Consider the following 20,524-nt stretch of genomic DNA (forward strand, 5'->3'; position numbering starts at 1 on the left):
TATACTAAAAAGCCCACCTTTATTAAAATCTTAAAATAAAGAGGGCTTTTCTAGTAGTATAAGATTATATCACATTAAAATTATATATATTTAATTTCCCTATTCTATAATTTTGTTAGATACTCTAATTCCCTAGGGTAAGGCTGAAAAAAACTTTGTTCTAATAGCTTCTCTTCTTCAAATCTTATAACACTTTTTCTTACTAAATATAAAAGATTACTAAAAGGAACTTTATTATACCTATACTTATCTATAACTTCTAATATAGAGGTATATTCTTCATTCTCCATTCTATCTTTAAAACATTCCATGGCTTTCATTAAAGCATTAATATTAGAAGTATATCTAGGTGCTCTCTGCAGGGCATTACATAATTCTTTTTTGTATAAATTAAAGATTTCCTCTAATTCATATTTTTTTTGATTCTTTAATATTTTCCGTAATGAACCGAATCCCTTTTGACTATAAGCCATAAAAAGTAATTTATTTTTTTCATGAAATTTAAAAAGTTCTTCGATAGAACCTTTAATTTCAACCTCTCTAAAATCTCTCATAAGGAAAACCCTAGTTAAAAAATGTTGTCTTATATTATGGTCTTTTAATCTACCATCATCCTCTATAGGTAGGTGACCTAATTTCTCTGTCACAATTGTCCCGAATACACCTTTTCCTTTTTTTACACATATAGCATTTTCTCTGCCATTATATATTTTAACCTCTTTTATTCCGCAAGAAGGAGATCTTTCTTTTAATATAAATCCATCGACATCCCCTAAGCTTTTTAAAAAGTCCTCTGAAAATTCCACCATAAATTTTGTAAAATTCTCTCCCGTAGATGGTTGGACTAAATTAACAATATTCTTCTCTCTATCCTCAATTAATCTTATAATGTTTCTTGGAGTAGTCATACCTATCCCAACTTCTGGACACACTGTGATAAATTCTACATATTTTTTTAGTTCTTCAATGAATTCTGAGCTATCCATAGTACCGTTATATTTACAAGGGCTAAATCCTAAACATTTACTTGCAACAATTCTTGGTTTATTAAAATTTCTATTCATTATGCCTCTGGAAACTTATAGTCTTTCTTACTACATATCCAGAATCCTCACCTTCCTTTTATTAAAATAATTACCCCACTTAATTTTAATCAACGCTTAATTATATATCAATTACTTTTCCATAAAAAATTCATGTATACTGATGTTATAATAAAAAAAGTATTAACCTGTAACAATACTACAAGTTAACACTCTTCACCTATAAAATATAATTATTAGAAAACCCCATCATTAATATTTTTTTATATTTTTCCTATGTCTTTTCTAAAATAAATTCCATTAAAATTTATTTTACTAATCTCCCTATACGCTTTTTGTGTAGCCTCTTCTAATGTATCTCCAATTTCCACCAAAGCCAAAACTCTTCCCCCATTGGTTAAAATCCCATCTTCTGAACTTTTAACTCCAGCATAAAATATTTTTCCCTGCATATCTTTATCTGTTTCTATTTTAAATCCTTTAGCGTAAGCTTTAGGATATCCTTCTGATGCAGCTATTATGGTACAAGTACTAGCATTTTTCCATAAAATATTTTTATCTTTAAGTTGTTTTTCTAAGGCATATTCAATTAGTTCTAAAAGGTCACTTTCCATAAGAGGAAGAATACATTCAGTTTCTGGATCTCCCATTCTTACATTATATTCTAAAAGATAAGTCCCTTTTTCAGTAATCATTATGCCAAAGAAAATAATACCTATAAAATCTAATCTCTCTTCCTTTATACCTCTTAGAGTAGGTTCCATTATATTTTCTTTAAAATCTTCTAGGACTTCTTTCGTACAATATGGATTGGGTGCTATAACCCCCATTCCTCCAGTATTAGGACCCTCATCTCCATCTAGTAATTGCTTATGATCCTTTGAAGAAATAAATGGAATTATAGTTTCTCCATCTGTTATAGATAGTATAGATGCTTCTATTCCTTCTAAAAATTCTTCTACTACAATTTCATTTCCAGCATCCTTAAATATATCTTTTGTCATAAAATCTTCTAAGGTTTCTATTGCTTCTACTTCACTTCCGCAAATTACAACGCCTTTCCCTGCTGCTAGTCCATCTGCCTTTATAACTAATGGATATGAAGCTTTTTTTATGTATTCTAAAGCTTTATTTTTTTCTTTAAATGTAGCATACTCAGCAGTTTTAATGCCATATTTCTTCATAAAATCTTTTGCATAAACTTTACTGCCTTCTAGCATTGCACCCCTTTTAGATGGACCAAAAATCTTAAGATTATTTTCTTTAAATAAATCTACAATTCCTTCACATAGTGGTTTTTCTGGTCCCACTACTGTAAGATTTATATCTTCCATTTTAGCAAAATTTAATATTTCTTCATTAGTATTTAGGTTTATACACTGACATTTTTCTTCTAAAGCCATACCACTATTGCCTGGACATACAAATATCTTTTCTATCCTGTTATTTTGTGATAATTTCCACAAAATTGCATGTTCTCTTCCACCTGAACCTATAAGCAAAACCTTCATTTAAATTCCCCCAATACTTTAGTATAACTTTTTAGATATTAATGTTTAAAATGTCTTATACCCGTAAATACCATAGCAATTCCATGTTCATCACATGCTTTTATAGATTCCTCATCACCACGGGAACCACCTGGTTGAATTATAGCCTTTATGTTGTATTTATGTGCTTCGTCTACACAATCTCTAAATGGGAAGAAAGCATCTGATGCAAGGACTACTCCATCTTTAGCTCTATCTAGAGCTTCCACTGTAGCCCAAATCCTATTTACTTGACCACCACCAATACCTTTAGCCATTCCATCTTTAACTACAACTATAGCATTAGATTTTACATATTTTACAACCTTCATGCCAAATATTAAATCTTTCATATCTTTTTCTGTAGGTTTTTTTTCTGTAACTACTTTTATTTCATCTATTAATTTATTATCCGTGCTTTGTACTAGTATACCACCATCTACTTTTACTAGTTCTTTTTTATTTTCTCTTTTAAGTTCACATTTAATTACTCTTAGATTTTTCTTAGATCTTAAAACCTCCAAAGCTTCTTCCGTAAAATCTGGAGCTATAACAATTTCTAAAAATATTTTAACCATTTCCTCTGCTGTACTCTTATCTACAGTCCTATTTAAGGCTACTACTCCTCCAAAAATTGATATAGGATCACATTGAAATGCTTTTGAGTACACATCTTTTATACCATCACCATGGCTCTCAACTGCTACTCCACAAGGCGTATTATGTTTTAATGCACAACAGGCAGCCTCTTCAAACTCACATACTACTTTAAATGCTATATCCATATCTTTTATATTGTTATAAGATAGTTCTTTACCATTTAGCTGAGTATAATTATTTATTAATCCTTCTCCGTTAGTATCTTTATAAAGAGCAGCACTTTGATGAGGATTTTCACCATACCTTAAGTCCATAGCTTTTTCATAAGATAAAGATAAGTAGTTTGGATACTCTTCTTCTAAAATAAAATTACTAATAGCAGCATCGTAAGCTGATGTTAGATTAAATACTTTTCCTGCTAAATATCTTCTTGTTTTAAGTGATACATTATTTCCATCAGCTATCTCTTCCATAACTTTTTTATAGTCCTTAGTATCTGAAATTACAACTACATCCTTAAAATTTTTAGCCGCAGATCTTAGCATAGTAGGGCCACCAATATCTATAAACTCTATCTTATCTTCAAAGTTTAAATCTTCTTTTACTTTTTCAAAGAAAGGATAAAGATTTACAACAACCATATCTATTGGTGTTATTTCTTTTTCCTTTAAAACTTTCATATGTTTTTCATTTTCCCTTATGGCTAATATTCCTCCATGAACCTTTGGATGAAGGGTCTTGACACGTCCGTCTAATATTTCATCAAAGCCCGTTACTTCTGAAACATCTATAACGTTTACTCCATTTTCCTTTAAATGTTTATAAGTTCCCCCAGTAGATATAATCTCTACTCCTCTTTCCTCTAAAAACTTTGCAAATTCTAGAATCCCTTCCTTATAAAAAACACTAATTAAAGCTCTCTTCATTTTTTCCACCTTCTCTTTTAAATTAAAATTTAGTTTAAAATAAGTGTTTTATAGTATGTTTACTATCTTATCTGTTATGCTTATTTTATTTTCAATAATATACTTAATTGCTAGAGGAAGTGCTTTATGCTCTTCAACTAATACTCTTTTTTGAAGTTCTTCAGGTGTATCTCCACCATAAATTGGAACTGATTTTTGTATTATTATACTTCCAGTGTCTGTTCCTTTATCAACAAAATGAACTGTACATCCAGATATCTTAACTCCATACTCTAATGCCTTTTTATGAACGTTTATACCATACATCCCATCACCACAAAAACTTGGAATTAAAGATGGATGGATGTTTATTATTTTATTTTCAAAAACTTTAATCAAATCCCCTTTTAGTATAGATAAAAAGCCTGCAAGCACAATTAAATCTACTTTCCCTTTTAATGTGTTCAAAATCTTATCCGATAAGTTTTCTTTAAGTTCTTTTTTGTCTAAAATTAACGTTTTTATATTATATTTTTCAGCTCTTTTAAGCCCGTATGCATTTTCATTATCCGCTATAACATACTCTATGGAACAGTTTAGTTCTCCTTTTTCTATACTATCTATAATAGCTTGAAGGTTACTTCCTCCTCCAGATATTAAAACAGCTATTTTAAACAAACACCTACACCCCCAGTTTTTACATAACCTATTTTATATGCTTTTTCTCCTAGGGAGTTCAGTAATTCTATTATCGCTTCTGCATTCTCTTTTTTTACACATAGTACAAAACCTATGCCCATATTAAAGGTGTTATACATATGATCTTCTTCTACACCCTTATCCATTATTCTCTTAAATATAGGAAGGATAGGGAAACTATTTTTTTCTATAACTGCAGTAAATTTCTCCTTAAACATTCTTGGGATATTTTCATAAAACCCACCACCAGTAATATGAGCCATACCTCTAATCTCATATTCTTTCATAACCTCTAATATAGGTTTTACATAAATCTTAGTTGGTGTTAATAGTGTTTCTCCAATTATCTCCCCATTAAAATCCTCTTCTAAATCTGGAAATACCTTTCTCACTAAAGAATATCCATTACTATGAATCCCTGAAGATGCTATACCAATTAAAACATCTCCATCTTCTATTTTACTTCCATCTATTATGTTTTTCTTATCTACAACTCCAACTGCAAATCCCGCAAGGTCATACTCCCCTTCTCTATAAAACCCAGGCATTTCAGCTGTTTCTCCACCAATTAAGGAACAATTTCCTTGTAAACATCCCTCTGATACTCCTTTAACTATTTCCGCAGCAACTTTTGATTCTAGTTTTCCGCAAGCTAAATAATCAAGAAAAAACAGTGGTTTTGCACCATGACATAAAATATCATTAACACACATGGCTACACAATCAATCCCTATAGTATCATACTTTTTTAATCTAAAAGCTATATCAATTTTTGTTCCTACACCATCTGTGCCTGAAACCAAAATAGGTTCTTCAAAGCCTTTACCAAGTGAAAACATTCCTGCAAAACTTCCAATTCCATTTAAAACTCCATCAGTGTATGTTTTTTCTGTATATTCCTTCATTAACTTTACAGCCTTATATCCTTCTTCTATATTAACCCCTGCTGATTTATAATCCATAATTACCTTCCCCTTTCTATATAACGCTCACAAATTTCATAAAACTTTTTACATATATAATATTATTTGATAGGAGCTGCTATTGGATAAATCCCGTTGAAACAACCTAAGCAGAATCCTGAATTTTCAGCATTACCCAGGCAATGTAATAATCCTTCTATACTTAAATAAGCCAGAGTATCTGCCCCTATTTCCTCTCTAATTGCTTCTAAGTCATTATTAGCACCTATAAGATCCTTTCTGTATGGTGTATCTATTCCAAAATAACAAGAACTATTTACCACTGGCGAAGATACTCTAAAGTGCACTTCTTTCGCCCCTGCATTTCTTATAATTTGGATTAGTATTTTGCTTGTAGTACCTCTAACTATGGAATCATCAATTAAAATAACTCTTTTTCCTTTAACAACTTCTTTTAAAGCATTTAATTTTACAGTAACAGATCTTTCTCTTAATTCTTGAGTTGGCTTTATAAAAGTTCTTCCAACATATCTATTTTTGATAAGGGCCATATCAAAAGGAATACCTGAAGCTCTTGAATATCCTATAGCAGCTGGAACACCTGAATCTGGAACCCCTATTACTACATCTGCCTCTACTGGAGCTTCCTCAAATAACTTCTTTCCTGTCTCTACTCTTGCATGATTTACACTAATTCCATCTATAACACTATCAGGTCTTGCAAAATAAATATATTCGAAAGAACAAGTTGCTCTTTTACTCTTTTCTGCAAAATTAATTGACCTTATACCTTTTTCATTTACAATAACTATTTCTCCTGGTTCTACATCACGTACAAACTCTGCCCCTGTAGTATCTAAGGCACAGCTTTCAGAAGCTATAACATAACTTTCTCCAATTTTCCCTATACAAAGAGGTCTAATACCCTGTGGGTCACGTACACCTATAAGTTCATCTTTAGTTAAAATTACAATACCATAAGAGCCTTTTATAGCTTGTACAGTATCTACAACTGCATTCTCTATGCCATTCTTAGCTCCTCTAGATATTAAATTTAAAATTACTTCTGAATCTATAGATGTTTGAAAAACACATCCACCATCTTCTAGTAATCCTCTTATGACTTCCGCATTTACTAAGTTTCCGTTGTGTGCTATAGCTATATCACCAAGTTTAAAGCTTCCTAAAATTGGTTGGGCATTTTTAATAGAACTTTCTCCTGCTGTAGAATACCTAACATGTCCTATAGCTGAATTTCCAACCATATTATTTAAAATATTTTCATTAAAAACCTCTGAAACAAGTCCCATGCCCTTATGACATTTCATTTCTACTTCTCCATTAGAAGTTACTATTCCAGCACTCTCCTGTCCCCTATGTTGAAGTGCATAAAGCCCGTAATATGTGATTCTCGCTACATCAAGTTTTCCCTCCTTTGAAAATACCCCATAAACACCACATTCATCATGAAATTTATCATCAAATTCGTCTTTGTAAACGCTGCATGAATCTTTAATATCTCTTAACATGAACTTCTCTCCCCCACAAATAAATTTGAAATTCTTTTAAAGAAAGCTATGTAATATCTTCTTAATTCTAATATGTCATAGGAAGAACAATCTCCCTATGACATTTAACTTAATTATTTTTGCATTCTACTTAATAACTCTTTATATCCTTCTACTAAATCCCCAAGTTCCCTTCTAAATCTATCCTTGTCTAATTTAACTCCTGTATTAACATCCCAAAACCTACAAGTATCTGGAGATATTTCATCAGCTAAAAGTATCTCTCCATTAATTTTTCCAAATTCTATTTTGAAATCTACTAATTTTATATCTGCTTTTAAGAAAAACTCTTTTAAAATATCATTAACTTTAGATGCTTGTGAGTATATGTATTGCAGCTCTTCAAAAGTTATAATCCCCATAGCTACAGCATGATAATCATTCATTAAGGGATCCCCTAAATCATCATTTTTATAACTTAACTCTAGCACTGTAGTTTGCAGTTCTGTACCTTCTGCAAGTCCATATCTTTTTGCCATACTTCCTGCTGCTACGTTTCTTACTATAACTTCAAGTGGTATTATATCTACTCTTTTGCAAAGTTGTTCTCTATCACTTAATTTTTTTATGAAATGACTCTTAACACCTTTTTCGTGTAATAGCTCAAATATCATAGATGTAATTGTATTATTTAAAATTCCCTTTTCGTTTATAGTCGCCTTCTTTTCCCCATTAAAAGCAGTTGCATCATCTTTATAATACACTATTACTTCATCATTTTTGTCAGTTTTAAATATTTTTTTAGCTTTTCCCTCATATAATTGTTCTAACTTTTCCATTATAATTCAACCCCTTTTTCACTTTCTTTTATAAAGTTTTCTTTCATTTCTTTTCTGAAATTTAATAGTTTTTCTTTAAGTTCAGGATATTTTATTGAAAGTATTTCTACAACAAGCATTCCGGCATTATAACTGTTATTTATTCCTACTGTGGCTACTGGAATAGATTTTGGCATTTGAACTATTGAAAGCAATGCATCCATTCCTTCTACTGCAGCCTTAATTGGCACTCCTATTACAGGAAGCACAGTTTTAGACGCTATAACCCCTGGTAAATGTGCTGCAAGCCCTGCACCTGCTATTATACATTCAAAACCTTCTCTCTCTAAATTAGCTAAAACTTCTTCAAGTCTTTCTGGAACCCTATGAGCTGAAAGTACAAAAGCTTTATATTCTACGTTGAATTCATTTAATGCTTTTGCAGCATTTTTCATAACCTCTGTATCCGACTTACTTCCAAAAATTATAGCAACCTTCATATTTATTCCTCCCTCATATAAAAAAATCCCCATCATAGGACTTATGATGGGGATTAAAATGCAATCCATCATAATTCCTAATAGTCAAAGATTTACGGTCTTTGGTAGAAACGCCTCACCATATTTTCGGCTTATATTAAGAATTATTTTTATTTTATGACTTAATTTTATCACTAAAAAAAACACTAGTCAATACATTATTGTTAATTTTCTTCATATAATTCGTTATAATGCATATATTAATTAATTTTATAGATTTATAATTCGTGATTATTGTGTTTTATTTAAAATATTCAATTCCTGATTTAAATATTTTTTGATCATACTCCCCAGGTACATTTTTGTATAATTCATTTCCTATTCTCTCTGAGTGACCCATTTTCCCTAAGATTCTTCCATCAGGGCTAGTAATTCCCTCAATAGCCATTAAAGAACCATTAGGATTGTATCTTACATCATAAGTAGGTTTTCCACTTAAATCTACGTATTGAGTTGCCACTTGTCCTTTTGAAAACAATTCCTTCGTCACATCTTCTGTTGCATAAAATCTACCTTCTCCATGTGATACAGGTACATTGTGTATATCTCCTTCATGTACCAAATTAAACCATGGTGACTTTGTAGACACAATCTTTGTATTTGTTATGCAAGATATATGTCTTCCTATAGCATTAAATGTTAAGGTTGGTGAATCCTCCTTAATATCTACAATATCACCATAAGGCAGAAGACCTAGTTTAATTAAAGCCTGGAATCCATTACATATTCCTAATATTAATCCATCCCTTACATTTAAAAGTTCTCTTACGGAATCTTTTATCTTTTCATTTCTAAATACAGCTGATATAAATTTTCCCGAACCATCTGGTTCATCTCCTGCACTAAATCCACCCGGAATCATTATAATCTGGCTTTCTTTTATTCTACTTGCCATTTCATCTATAGACTCTTTTATTTTATAATTATTCATATTATTAAATATAAATATTTCAGCATCACCACCAGCTTTTTCAAAAGCCTTCATACAATCATACTCACAATTTGTACCTGGGAACACTGGAATTAAAACTTTTGGTTTTACATCTTTAATAAGAAGATTACTTTTCTTATTATATGCCTTTCCTATAAATTTAGGCTCTTCTATGCTAAATTTAAAAATTTCACTTTGTTCAGAATGGTATTCAGTTTTAAAAATTCCTTCTAAAGGATTGCTCCACACATCTATGGCCTTATCTATGGATATCTTATTCTCACAATCTAAAACTATTTCTTCTTTTTTCAATGTCTTGCCTATTATTTCATAAGAAATACCTTTATATTTATCTAATATACTTATATCTCCGTTAAATTCAGCTAAAATACTACCATAATCACTGGAGAATATATTCTCTTTATTAAATTCAGTTTTAAATTTAAAACCAATTTTATTTCCAAAAGTCATTTTTGCTATGCTTTCAGCTATTCCACCATACTTAACTGATGATGCAGATATTATTTTTCGTTCACTTATTAATTTGTGTACTACATTAAAATTATTCTTTAAAATATCAAAATGTGTAACTCCATCTGCTCCTCTCACAGCCTTAAATAAAACTACATGATTATTAGCCTTTTTAAACTCTGGAGTAATTAAATTATATGTCTTAGCATGAGTTACTGCAAAAGAAACTAGGGTTGGAGGAACATTTATATCCTTAAAGGTTCCAGACATACTATCCTTACCACCTATAGCTGGTATTCCTAATTTATTTTGAACATGTAATGCACCTAATAAAGCTGTAAATGGTTTACCCCATTTTTCTGGATTATCGTAAAGTTTCTCGAAATATTCTTGAAAAGATAATCTTATCTTACTGTAATCCCCACCAGCTGCTACTATTTTAGTAATAGATTCTACTACAGAATACATTGCCCCATGGAAAGGACTCCATTTCCCTATTTTAGGATTGTATCCATAAGACATTAGAGAAGCTGTATTTGTTTCTCCTTCCAAAACTGGTATTTTACATGCCATAACCTCATTAGGAGTAAGTTGGTACTTACCTCCAAAAGGCATAAATACTGTTCCTGCTCCTACAGTACTATCAAACATTTCAGTTAAACCTTTTTGTGAACATATATTCAGATCTTGAAGATTCTTTAAAAATCTTTCTGCTAAATTTTTATCCTTGTAATTTTCACTTCTTTGTTTAAAGTAATCATCCTCAGATGGAGAGGCAACTTTTATATTGATATACTGTTTTGCCCCATTAGTATCTAAAAAATCTCTATCTAAATTTAATATTATTTTATCTTTCCACTTCATAATTACTTTTTTCTCTTCAGTAACCTCTGCTACTACTGTTGCTTCTAAATTTTCTTTTTCAGCATAATTTATAAATTTGTCTATGTTTTCTTTCTCTATAACTACAGCCATTCGCTCTTGAGATTCAGATATAGCAAGTTCTGTTCCATCTAAGCCTTCATACTTTTTAGGAACCTTATCTAAATCTATAATTAGTCCATCTGCTAGTTCTCCTATAGCAACTGAAACTCCACCTGCTCCAAAGTCATTACATTTTTTAATCATACTTACAACTTTAGGATTTCTAAATAATCTTTGAATTTTTCTTTCTGTAGGTGCATTTCCTTTTTGAACTTCAGCGCCACAATTTAATATAGATTTTTCATCATGTTCTTTAGATGAACCTGATGCTCCACCACATCCATCTCTCCCAGTTCTACCTCCTAACAATATAACTACATCCCCAGGACTTGGATTTTCTCTTCTAACATTCGTATATGGTGCTGCACCTATAACAGCTCCAACCTCCATTCTTTTTGCCATAAAATCCTCATGATATAATTCTGTAACTTGTCCTGTAGCAAGGCCTATTTGATTTCCATAGCTACTGTATCCTCTTGCAGCCTCTTTTGTTATTTTACTTTGAGGAAGTTTTCCTTTTAATGTATCTTCTATAGGCATTCTTGGATCTGCAGATCCTGTTACACGCATAGCTTGATATACATAGCTTCTCCCTGATAAAGGATCACGTATAGCGCCACCAAGACAAGTGGATGCACCTCCAAAAGGTTCTATTTCTGTTGGGTGGTTATGGGTTTCATTCTTAAACATTAAAAGCCATTTTTCTTCATTTCCATTAATATCCACTGGAATAACTATACTGCATGCATTTATCTCATCAGATTCATCTAAATCATCTAGTTTGCCTAACTTTCTGAGGTTTTTCATCCCAATTACAGCCATGTCCATTAAAGATTTCTCTTTATATTTATTTTTATAAACTTGCTTTCTTATCTTTAAATATTCTTCATAAGTTTCTTTTACCGGTTCCGTATACTTTCCACCTTCAAACTCAACATTTTCTATTATAGTATTAAATGTAGTATGCCTACAGTGATCTGACCAATACGTATCTATAACCTTTATTTCCGTTATAGTAGGTATTCTTTTTTCTTTTCTAAAATGATCTTGTACTAATTTTATATCTTCAAAATTCATAGCAAGACTTTGTTTTTCTATAAAATCCCTAAGTCCTTCCTCATTAAGTTCTGTAAATCCTAATAAACTTTGAACTTCATTTTTAATATTTAAATTAACCTTTAAACTTTCAGGTTTTTCTATACTTGCCTCTTTAGAATCAACTTTATTAATATAGTAATTCTTTATTTTTTGAAATTCTTCATCAGAGATGCTTCCGTATAATATTATGACTTTTGCATTCTTAACTATACACTCTTTACCCTCGAGTATAAGTCTAATGCATTGTTCCGCAGCATCTTTTCTTTGGTCATATTGTCCTTCCAAATATTCTACCGCAAACAGTCTATCCCCTTTGTCATTTATATTCTCTTCAAAAACATCATCTACATTAGGCTCACTTAAAATATACTTTATTACCTTCTCAAACTCCTCATTTTCTATTCCAAAAATATCATACCTATTTACTAATCTTAGATTTTCTAAACCTTTTATACAAAGATTTTCTTTTAGATCTTTTAAAAGGTTTTGCGCCTCAACATTAAAATTTAGTTTCTTTTCTACAAAAGCCCTATGAATATTTGGATGCATTTTTATCCCCCTTAACCTTAAGATAATCACGAATATTTTTTTGTATTTTTATTATATTGTTCGATATTTTTATTATATTACATAATTTTATAATTTCAATATATTTTACCGAAAGTTTTTATTTATTTAAAATAAACAATTCTTAGATTCATACTTATTTATTAAAAAATTAAATAAATATTAAATATATGTATTTCAAAAATATACTTAATATTTTCCATATGTGTTATAATAATAATGCTTTGAAAATTCCTAATTTGTAAGGAGGATATTATGATAAAAAAATTCCTAGCACTAACTTTAAGTTTAAGTATAGCTTTTTCCTTAACTGCATGTACTGGAAGCACACCTAAAAAGGAAAGTTCTAAGTCCAATAAAGAACAAACAAAAAAAGAAAATAATTCTTCTAAACCTCAATCACAAACTTCTGAAAGTAAGTCAAAAAATACAAATAACGAAAAGAAAGAAACAAAAATCGAACTAACTCAATATTCAGAAATGAAAGATGGAGAAGAAATTGCTGTACTAGAAACAACCATGGGTACAATAAAGTTTAGACTTTTCCCGAAAGAAGCACCAAAAGCAGTAGAAAACTTTAAAAAACTTATAGAAAAAAACTATTATAACGGCGTTGTCTTTCACAGAGTTATAAATAATTTTATGATTCAAGGAGGAGATCCTAAAGGAACTGGTACTGGTGGTGAAAGTATTTGGGGAAAATACTTTGAGGATGAATTTTCACAAAACCTACATAATTTTAGAGGAGCACTCTCCATGGCAAATGCAGGGCCTAACACCAACGGAAGTCAATTTTTCATAGTACAAAATAACAAGGTACAGCCAAATATAATTGAACAAATGAAACAACTTAATGATTCTAACTTTTCCGAAGGTGTAATTAAAAAATACGAAAAGGTTGGTGGTACTCCTCATTTAGACTTTAGGCATACAGTTTTTGGTCATGTAATCAGTGGAATGGATATAGTTGATAAAATTGCTACTGTAGAAACTGATGATAAAGATAAACCAAAACAAGAAATAAAAATAAATAAAGCATATATAGAAAAATATAAAAAAACAAAGTAAATAATTGATGTAAATTTAAGAACCAATAATTTGATATATTATCATATTTTTGATATACTATAATACGTATTTATATTTATATATAAAATATTAGGAGGTCATGGTATGAAATCATTAAAAGGAACAAAAACTGCTGAAAACTTACTGAAGGCTTTTGCCGGTGAATCCCAAGCTAGAAACAGATACACATATTATGCTTCAATAGCAAAAAAAGAAGGATTTGTACAAATACAAAACATCTTCTTAGAAACAGCAGACAATGAAAAAGAACATGCTAAAAGATTTTTTAAATTCTTAGCTGAAGATTTCAAACATGAAGCCATAGAAATTCAAGCTGCTTATCCTGTTACTCTAGGAGATACTAAAGATAATTTAAAAGCAGCTGCAAATGGAGAAAACGAGGAATGGTCTATACTATATCCTGCTTTTGCAGATGTAGCTGATGAGGAAGGCTTTAAAGAAATAGCTGCTGTATTCAGAAACATAGCATCTGTTGAAAAACATCATGAAGAAAGATATAAAAAATTATTAGAAAATGTTGAGAATAATAAAGTATTCCAAAAAGAGGAGAAAACTATCTGGAAATGCTTAAATTGTGGATACATATTTGAAGGTGAAAAAGCACCAAATATATGTCCTGCTTGTGCCCATCCACAAAGCTACTTTGAATTATCATGTGATAACTATTAAAAAGTGCAGATACATCTGCACTTTTTTTACTTATATCATTGACTTTTTTTATAAATATTACTATGATATTATCAGAGAAATACTTAACATATTAGGGGTGAAAATTTAATATTTAGGAGGATAATATATGATTAACAAGAAAAACATCAGACTTCTTGCAGCACTATCTTCTACTGTATTCTTAACATTAAATTCTTCAATAAGTGTACAAGCTTATAATTCAAATTTTCAAAATAGTCAGTCACTTATTCAAAGTTTAGGCAAAGAATCTGTAGAAAACCCTTCTTTAAAGAATTCTGAAAACCAAGGTAAAGACGGGTTTATTTTATTAAAATCTATAAACAATAATAAAGTCAACCTTAACATTTCACAAAACAACGAGACCTTAAAAATTACTGGTTCTCTTAATTCTAAGACAAATGAAAATATCTCCATAGCTATTGAAGACAAAGATAAAAACATTGTGCATATTGATGAAATAGAAAGTGATAGTAATGGAAATATAGATACTGTATTTGATTTTAGTGATAATTTAGCTGGAGAATACACACTATCAATGAATTCCGAGTCTATAGAAGAATTAATGGTTGAAAAGTTTAATGTTAACTCTACTTCCCCACATGAAATTGCCCTTGAGGAATTAGAAAATGCCATGAATAAGGATGTAGATTTCACTCAAAAAGTAAATACAGATAATCTATCTAATAAAATTAAAAACTTATCAAATTTAGGCCAATCTCAAAATGATCCTTTAAATACTAAAGTAAAAACCAATTTAGATCTAGCAAATAATATATTAAAAAATTCACTTAAAGCGCAAGAAAACTTAGATAATTTAGCTAAGATAGGAAATAACCTAAATGAAAATGATTTTAATAGCATAAAAGCATATGAAAATTTATATACATCTTTAGGTAAACTAAATATAAATGATATTACTAATAATTCTTTTGAAAATAAAAAGCTTAATAATAAACAATTAAATTCTAAAAAGGTAAATACAGAAAAAGTATTTTTATTATCTCCTGGAAAAGATAAAAACCATATAAAAATTACATATTTAGGTGAAGACATAACTAATCTAAATACTAAATTTAAGTCTTCCATAAAAGATGTAAATAGTTATGGTAAAGATATAAAGTTAGATCCTAATACTCTAGAAGTATCAATTGATAACGATAAACCAGAAAATGATAACAAAGAATATAACTTTACATTAAATATATCTGAAAACTTCTGGGGATTTGATCGTAATATAACTGTAAAAGTTACAGATGTTAAAGATGGCGATATATTAGAAGTTACTAATATTAAGACCCCATTTGTAAAATCAATAACTCCATTAGAGCCTATATTCATAAAAAAAGGTACTAAACCTGAACTTCCAAAGAAAGTAACAGTATTATTAAGCAATGGAACTCAAAAAGAACTACCAGTAACTTGGACAAATTTTGATCATAATAAGGTAGATTCTCATAATTTAATTGGAACAGTAGATGGAACATCACTAAAAACTAGCTTAATAATAAACGTATATGAAAATTCTCAAGACATAAAAATACTCCCATTAGAACCTATAAAGATTTTTGTAGGAGACAATCTAGTTTTACCTAAAAAAGTAAAGGTTAAATTACCTAATAATAGCCTCGAAGACAAAAATGTAACTTGGAATAATATACCTGATGTAAATAAAAAAGGCGAATATACTTTACAAGGTTCTGTGGAAGGTACTTCTGAAAAGGCTAATTTAAAACTTTCTATAGTTAATCCTGAAATAAAATCTATAGAAAAATTAAATCCTATAACTTTAGATTATGGTGCTTCTTACACTCTTCCAAAAACCGTAAAAGTAACTTTAGAAAATGGTAAAGTTATAGATGTACAAGTAGAATGGGATAAAGTAATAAATACAAAAGTTCCAGGCGTTATAACTGTAAATGGTAAGCTTAAAGACTTCAATAGAAATATTAGTTTATCTATAAATATAAAAGGAAAAACTGATACTAATAATAATGGTTCTTTAGATAATAAAGACAAATTTAATCCTAAAAATCCTAATGTAAACAATAATAAGGATAAGAATCTTAATATTAAGGGCCAAGTTTCCAATAATAAGCCTCTTCCAAAAACGGGCGAAGAACTTCCAATTTCTAATTATTTATTTGGTTCAATGCTTGTAGGTATAGGTGCGTTCCTCAAAAGAAAAAGAAGATAGTGTTATATAAAAAATAAGCTCCAGTAAAACTGGAGCTTTAAATTTAAATTAGGGTTATTTATCTTTATATTATATAGGGGTTTATAGTAAAATTTAAATTTAGGGATATTTAAATTATCTATGGGTTGTTTATCTTATTACTATAGTAAATCTTGTCCTTCTTCCCAGTCAATTGGGCATAATCCGCCTGTTTGAAGTGCTCTTAATACACGTAAAGTTTCATCAACACTTCTTCCAACATTTAAGTCATGAACTACTGAATATTTAACATATCCTTCTGGATCTATTACAAATAATCCTCTTAAAGATATACCATCTTCTTCAATTAGTGTACCAAAATTTCTAGCTGTTTCTTTTGTTATATCTGAAGCTATAGGGAAATTTATTTCTCCTAAGCCATTTTTAATCCAAGCTTGATGTGAGTATTCACTATCGCAGCTTACTGCTAATAATTCAGCACCTGCTTTTTTGAATTCATCATATTTTTTGCTAAATCCTGTAATCTCTGTTGGACATACAAAAGTAAAGTCTAATGGATAAAAGAACATTACTAACCATTTACCCTTGTAATCTTCAAGTTTAACTTGAGTTAACTTTGTTCCATCTCCAGTTACAGCATTCATTCTAAATTCTGGAGCTAATTTACCAACTAATCTTTCCATAAAGTATACCTCCTAATTTTTATTACGTATATAAGTATACGTAATTATAATAAAATTATGTTAATTTTATTAAGTACTTGTTAAGTTTAAATATTAATTAATAATATTTATTTGTTGATTATATATTACCCTATTTTTATACCATTGTCAAGATTAATTGATAAGTTTTTTCATTTATTATAATTTTTAATAAATGAAAAAGACTTATTAGTAAATATAATATTACTAATAAGTCTAAAAGGTATATTTTAATTAGTCTCTTAATATCATAGGTTCATCCGGAACTCCTTGTAAGAAGTTCATATATCTAGCTAATGTATGGAAATAATCTGATAATCTATTTACGTATTGGTAATCAGCTGGATACTCTGCATTAAGCTCTGCTAAAGCCTTAACAAAAGTACGTTCTGATCTTCTTGTAGTTGCTCTTATAACATGAGAATAAGTCCCCTCTTTACTTCCACTATAGTAAATAAAGCTTTTTAGTGGAGGCATTTGATTTACCATCCTATCTATCTCTTCTTCAAGTACTTCTACATGAGAATCTAGTATATGATGTTTAGTAAATCTGGATGCAATATCTATACCTATTTTATATAGATTATATTGAATTTCTTTTAAAATTTCATCAGTATGCGCAACTTTAGGTGTAAAACCTAATTCTTTCAAAAGGCTTCTTAAATAGCCTACTCCAGAATTAATCTCATCTACCTGTCCTTGAAGTTCCATTGTTATGTCTGATTTAGGAACTCTTTCCCCCAAAAGATTAGATGTAGTACCTTTATCCCCAGTTTTTGTATAAATCTTCATATAATCACCTCTATATGTTTTAGTATTACCTAATCCTACTTTATCTTTTGTACTTTTATTTTAATAATACTATGATAATAATCATATTTCAAGGTAATTTTTATTACCTAAGATTACTTATTATTTGTCATACTGCATTTTTCTTTCTTTAAAATATACATTTTTAAGTCCACAAATTTTAGCAATGTCTATAGCATAATCAAAATTCATACCTATGGCAGATTCTTTATGTGAATCTGAACCTAAGGTTACATATTTTCCACCTAGTTCCTTAAACCTTTTATAAATATCTAATAAACTTTCTCTAGTATTTTTTAAACCTAATCTTCTTGTATTTATCTCCATAGCTTTTTCTTTTTCTATAATTATTTTTAAGACTTCATCTATATGATCACTAAATTCTTCATAATAAATTTCTGGATCTTCATAGGGTGCATATCTACATATATAATCAATGTGTCCTAAAGAATCTACAAAATCATAAGCTTTTAAACATTGAGCCATTGCTTCAAAATATTCTTCATAAGCTTTTTTCTTGCTTTTATTTTTATAATGCTCTTCTCCAAAAATCTCAACTTCATTAACTACATGAATAGATCCTATAATAAAATCAAATGGAGCTTTACCCTCTTCCAGCTTATTTTCTTTAATACAATCTAACCTCATACCCATCTCCATACCAAGAAGTAGATCTTCACCACGTTTATCACCATACTTTTTAAAGTACTCCAAAGAATCAAAAGTAAAATTTCCATACTCTCCTTCTTTTACAGGATACTGATGATCCATATGTTCCGTTAATATTAGAGAAAGTCCTTTTTCCCTAGCACTTTTTATTGCAGATTCTAACATCATATTAGAATCTGTAGACACTTCTGTGTGAATATGTGTATCAAACATAATTTCTCCCCCAGTATTATAGTAAATTTGAAAATATCCTTGCTATAGCCTCTAAAACTTTTATAGCAAAAGATGTATCCTTAAAATATTTTTCACTTAACTTATTGCTATGTTTTAAATCTTCTAAGAAGTAATTCTCCAATTCAACTGTAATTTCCTTGTCATAAATTACAGCATTAACTTCGTAATTTAGTTCAAAACTCCTAACGTCCATATTAGCCGTACCAACCGTAGCTAATTCTCCATCTACAGTTATAATTTTAGAATGTATAAAAGATTTGTCATTATAAAAGTATACTTCAACTCCATATTCCATTAATTCTGAAAGATACGTCCTTGAAGCATAATAAACATGAAAATGATCATATCTCCCAGGAAAAAGTATTTTTATATTTACCCCTTCAAGAGCTGCTATTTTAAGGGCCGTCATTATACTTTCTGTGGGAACAAAATATGGTGTTGTTATATAAATTCGCTTTTTAGCTCTACTCATCATAGTAATTATAGCTTGCATTATGGCTGGATTTTCTGAATTGGGACCACTTTTAGCTATCTGCATAATTTTGCCCTCATGTCTAAAATCTTTAAAATAGTCTTCTATATATCCTTCATACTTAAATTCTTCTTTCATAACCTTTTTTATGTTACAAAAGTCATGTATAAAAATTGCCTGTAATGCCAGAACGCAATCACCCTTTATCATTAAATGAGTATCTCTCCAGAATCCTAATTTACCTTGCCCAAGGTATTCATCTCCTATATTTATCCCACCCAGAAATCCTATCTTACCATCAATTATAACAATTTTTCTATGATTTCTATAATTTATTTGAGTATTAATAAATCTTAAAAAGGGGGCTAAGAAATATGTATAAAAAACAATGTCAACGCCTACTTTTTTTAATTCCCTTACATATTTCCTCTTAAATTTTAAAGAACCTACTTTATCTAGTATAACTCTTACTTGAACACCTTCCATTGCCTTCTGTTTTAGTATTTCAATTATTTCCTTACCTATATTATCACTTTTAAATATATAATATTCAATATGGATATGATGCTTTGCATTTTTTAATTCTCTTTTTAGTGCCTTAAATTTCTCTTCACCATTATTTAAAATATCTATTTCATTCTTGTAAAATATAGGTGAACTACTATTATGCTTTAATAGATTCATTAGTTCCTCATGCTTATTATTCGTTATATCATTATCATAGGCCTTCCTTAATTGTTCTGAAAAGTCAAAGTTATCATCTTTCAATTTATTCTTCTTCCAGTTTCTGCCCATAAATATATAGCATATAAGTCCTAATGGAGGAAAAGCTAGAAATATAACTAACCAAGCTATGGTCTTTTCTGGTCTCCGTCTTTCTAATATTATAATTATAAGTGCAATAATCGAATTAATAAGAAGAAGTTTATAAATTGTACTATTAAAATAGATCATTTTTTACTCCTATTTAAATTATATTATGTAGTCATTATTTTTTCCGTTATGTAATAATATTATTGTCTGTATTTAAAAACTTTATTAATTTAATTGATGCATTTATCCTCTTATTAA

General features: G+C 29.5%; 16 protein-coding genes and 1 riboswitch. Of the genes, 3 read left to right on the plus strand and 13 right to left on the minus strand.

What is annotated here, in order from left to right; genetic code table 11:
* Positions 1-104: 104 nt before the first annotated feature.
* The 9 genes from FGL08_RS09130 to FGL08_RS09170 form a co-directional block, all read right to left on the minus strand.
* Positions 105-1,064, minus strand: a complete 960-nt coding sequence (locus tag FGL08_RS09130; RefSeq protein ID WP_138210490.1) for a YbgA family protein — start codon at positions 1,062-1,064, stop codon at positions 105-107.
* 242 nt (positions 1,065-1,306) lie between these two features.
* Positions 1,307-2,554: a phosphoribosylamine--glycine ligase gene (gene purD, locus FGL08_RS09135; RefSeq protein ID WP_138210491.1), complete on the minus strand. Its 1,248-nt coding sequence runs from the start codon at positions 2,552-2,554 to the stop codon at positions 1,307-1,309.
* Between the two features lie 38 nt (positions 2,555-2,592).
* Entirely contained in the window at positions 2,593-4,098 is a 1,506-nt protein-coding gene (gene purH / locus FGL08_RS09140; RefSeq protein WP_138210492.1) for a bifunctional phosphoribosylaminoimidazolecarboxamide formyltransferase/IMP cyclohydrolase, read from the minus strand.
* Between the two features lie 48 nt (positions 4,099-4,146).
* Complete coding sequence (purN, locus tag FGL08_RS09145; RefSeq protein ID WP_138210493.1) at positions 4,147-4,755, minus strand: phosphoribosylglycinamide formyltransferase; 609 nt, start codon at positions 4,753-4,755, stop codon at positions 4,147-4,149.
* On the minus strand, positions 4,743-5,741 hold the full coding sequence (gene purM, locus FGL08_RS09150; protein WP_171012086.1) for a phosphoribosylformylglycinamidine cyclo-ligase: 999 nt from the start codon (positions 5,739-5,741) through the stop codon (positions 4,743-4,745). Before purM ends, purN begins: the two co-directional genes overlap by 13 nt.
* A gap of 59 nt (positions 5,742-5,800) precedes the next feature.
* Positions 5,801-7,228, minus strand: a complete 1,428-nt coding sequence (purF, locus tag FGL08_RS09155; RefSeq protein WP_138210495.1) for an amidophosphoribosyltransferase — start codon at positions 7,226-7,228, stop codon at positions 5,801-5,803.
* 113 nt (positions 7,229-7,341) lie between these two features.
* Positions 7,342-8,046: a phosphoribosylaminoimidazolesuccinocarboxamide synthase gene (purC, locus tag FGL08_RS09160; RefSeq protein WP_138210496.1), complete on the minus strand. Its 705-nt coding sequence runs from the start codon at positions 8,044-8,046 to the stop codon at positions 7,342-7,344.
* Positions 8,046-8,525: a 5-(carboxyamino)imidazole ribonucleotide mutase gene (purE, locus tag FGL08_RS09165; RefSeq protein WP_138210497.1), complete on the minus strand. Its 480-nt coding sequence runs from the start codon at positions 8,523-8,525 to the stop codon at positions 8,046-8,048. Before purE ends, purC begins: the two co-directional genes overlap by 1 nt.
* A 61-nt stretch (positions 8,526-8,586) precedes the next feature.
* A riboswitch (purine riboswitch) is annotated at positions 8,587-8,684 on the minus strand.
* A gap of 121 nt (positions 8,685-8,805) precedes the next feature.
* Positions 8,806-12,597: a phosphoribosylformylglycinamidine synthase gene (locus FGL08_RS09170; protein ID WP_138210498.1), complete on the minus strand. Its 3,792-nt coding sequence runs from the start codon at positions 12,595-12,597 to the stop codon at positions 8,806-8,808.
* 273 nt (positions 12,598-12,870) lie between these two features.
* On the opposite strand from FGL08_RS09170, the gene FGL08_RS13685 reads away from it, so the two are divergent.
* The 3 genes from FGL08_RS13685 (at position 12,871) to FGL08_RS09185 (ending at position 16,588) form a co-directional block, all read left to right on the plus strand.
* Positions 12,871-13,683, plus strand: coding sequence for a peptidylprolyl isomerase (locus FGL08_RS13685; protein ID WP_138210499.1), 813 nt, complete (start codon positions 12,871-12,873; stop codon positions 13,681-13,683).
* 105 nt (positions 13,684-13,788) lie between these two features.
* Positions 13,789-14,373, plus strand: coding sequence for a rubrerythrin (rbr, locus tag FGL08_RS09180; protein WP_138210500.1), 585 nt, complete (start codon positions 13,789-13,791; stop codon positions 14,371-14,373).
* 127 nt (positions 14,374-14,500) lie between these two features.
* Complete coding sequence (locus FGL08_RS09185) at positions 14,501-16,588, plus strand: Ig-like domain-containing protein (protein ID WP_138210501.1); 2,088 nt, start codon at positions 14,501-14,503, stop codon at positions 16,586-16,588.
* Between the two features lie 140 nt (positions 16,589-16,728).
* On the opposite strand, the gene FGL08_RS09190 is transcribed toward FGL08_RS09185, so the two are convergent.
* From FGL08_RS09190 to cls, 4 genes are all read right to left on the minus strand, one after another.
* Entirely contained in the window at positions 16,729-17,250 is a 522-nt protein-coding gene (locus FGL08_RS09190; RefSeq protein WP_138210502.1) for a peroxiredoxin, read from the minus strand.
* Between the two features lie 252 nt (positions 17,251-17,502).
* Positions 17,503-18,060, minus strand: a complete 558-nt coding sequence (locus FGL08_RS09195) for a cob(I)yrinic acid a,c-diamide adenosyltransferase (RefSeq protein WP_138210503.1) — start codon at positions 18,058-18,060, stop codon at positions 17,503-17,505.
* A gap of 120 nt (positions 18,061-18,180) precedes the next feature.
* Positions 18,181-18,963 (minus strand): histidinol phosphate phosphatase, encoded by a 783-nt coding sequence (locus tag FGL08_RS09200; RefSeq protein WP_197733559.1) that lies wholly within the window; start codon positions 18,961-18,963, stop codon positions 18,181-18,183.
* A 13-nt stretch (positions 18,964-18,976) separates the two neighbouring features.
* A complete protein-coding gene (gene cls, locus FGL08_RS09205; protein ID WP_415578627.1) occupies positions 18,977-20,404 on the minus strand; it encodes a cardiolipin synthase in 1,428 nt (475 codons plus the stop codon).
* Positions 20,405-20,524 lie beyond the last annotated feature (120 nt).

This window comes from Hathewaya histolytica (assembly GCF_901482605.1).
Lineage (GTDB): Bacteria > Bacillota > Clostridia > Clostridiales > Clostridiaceae > Hathewaya > Hathewaya histolytica.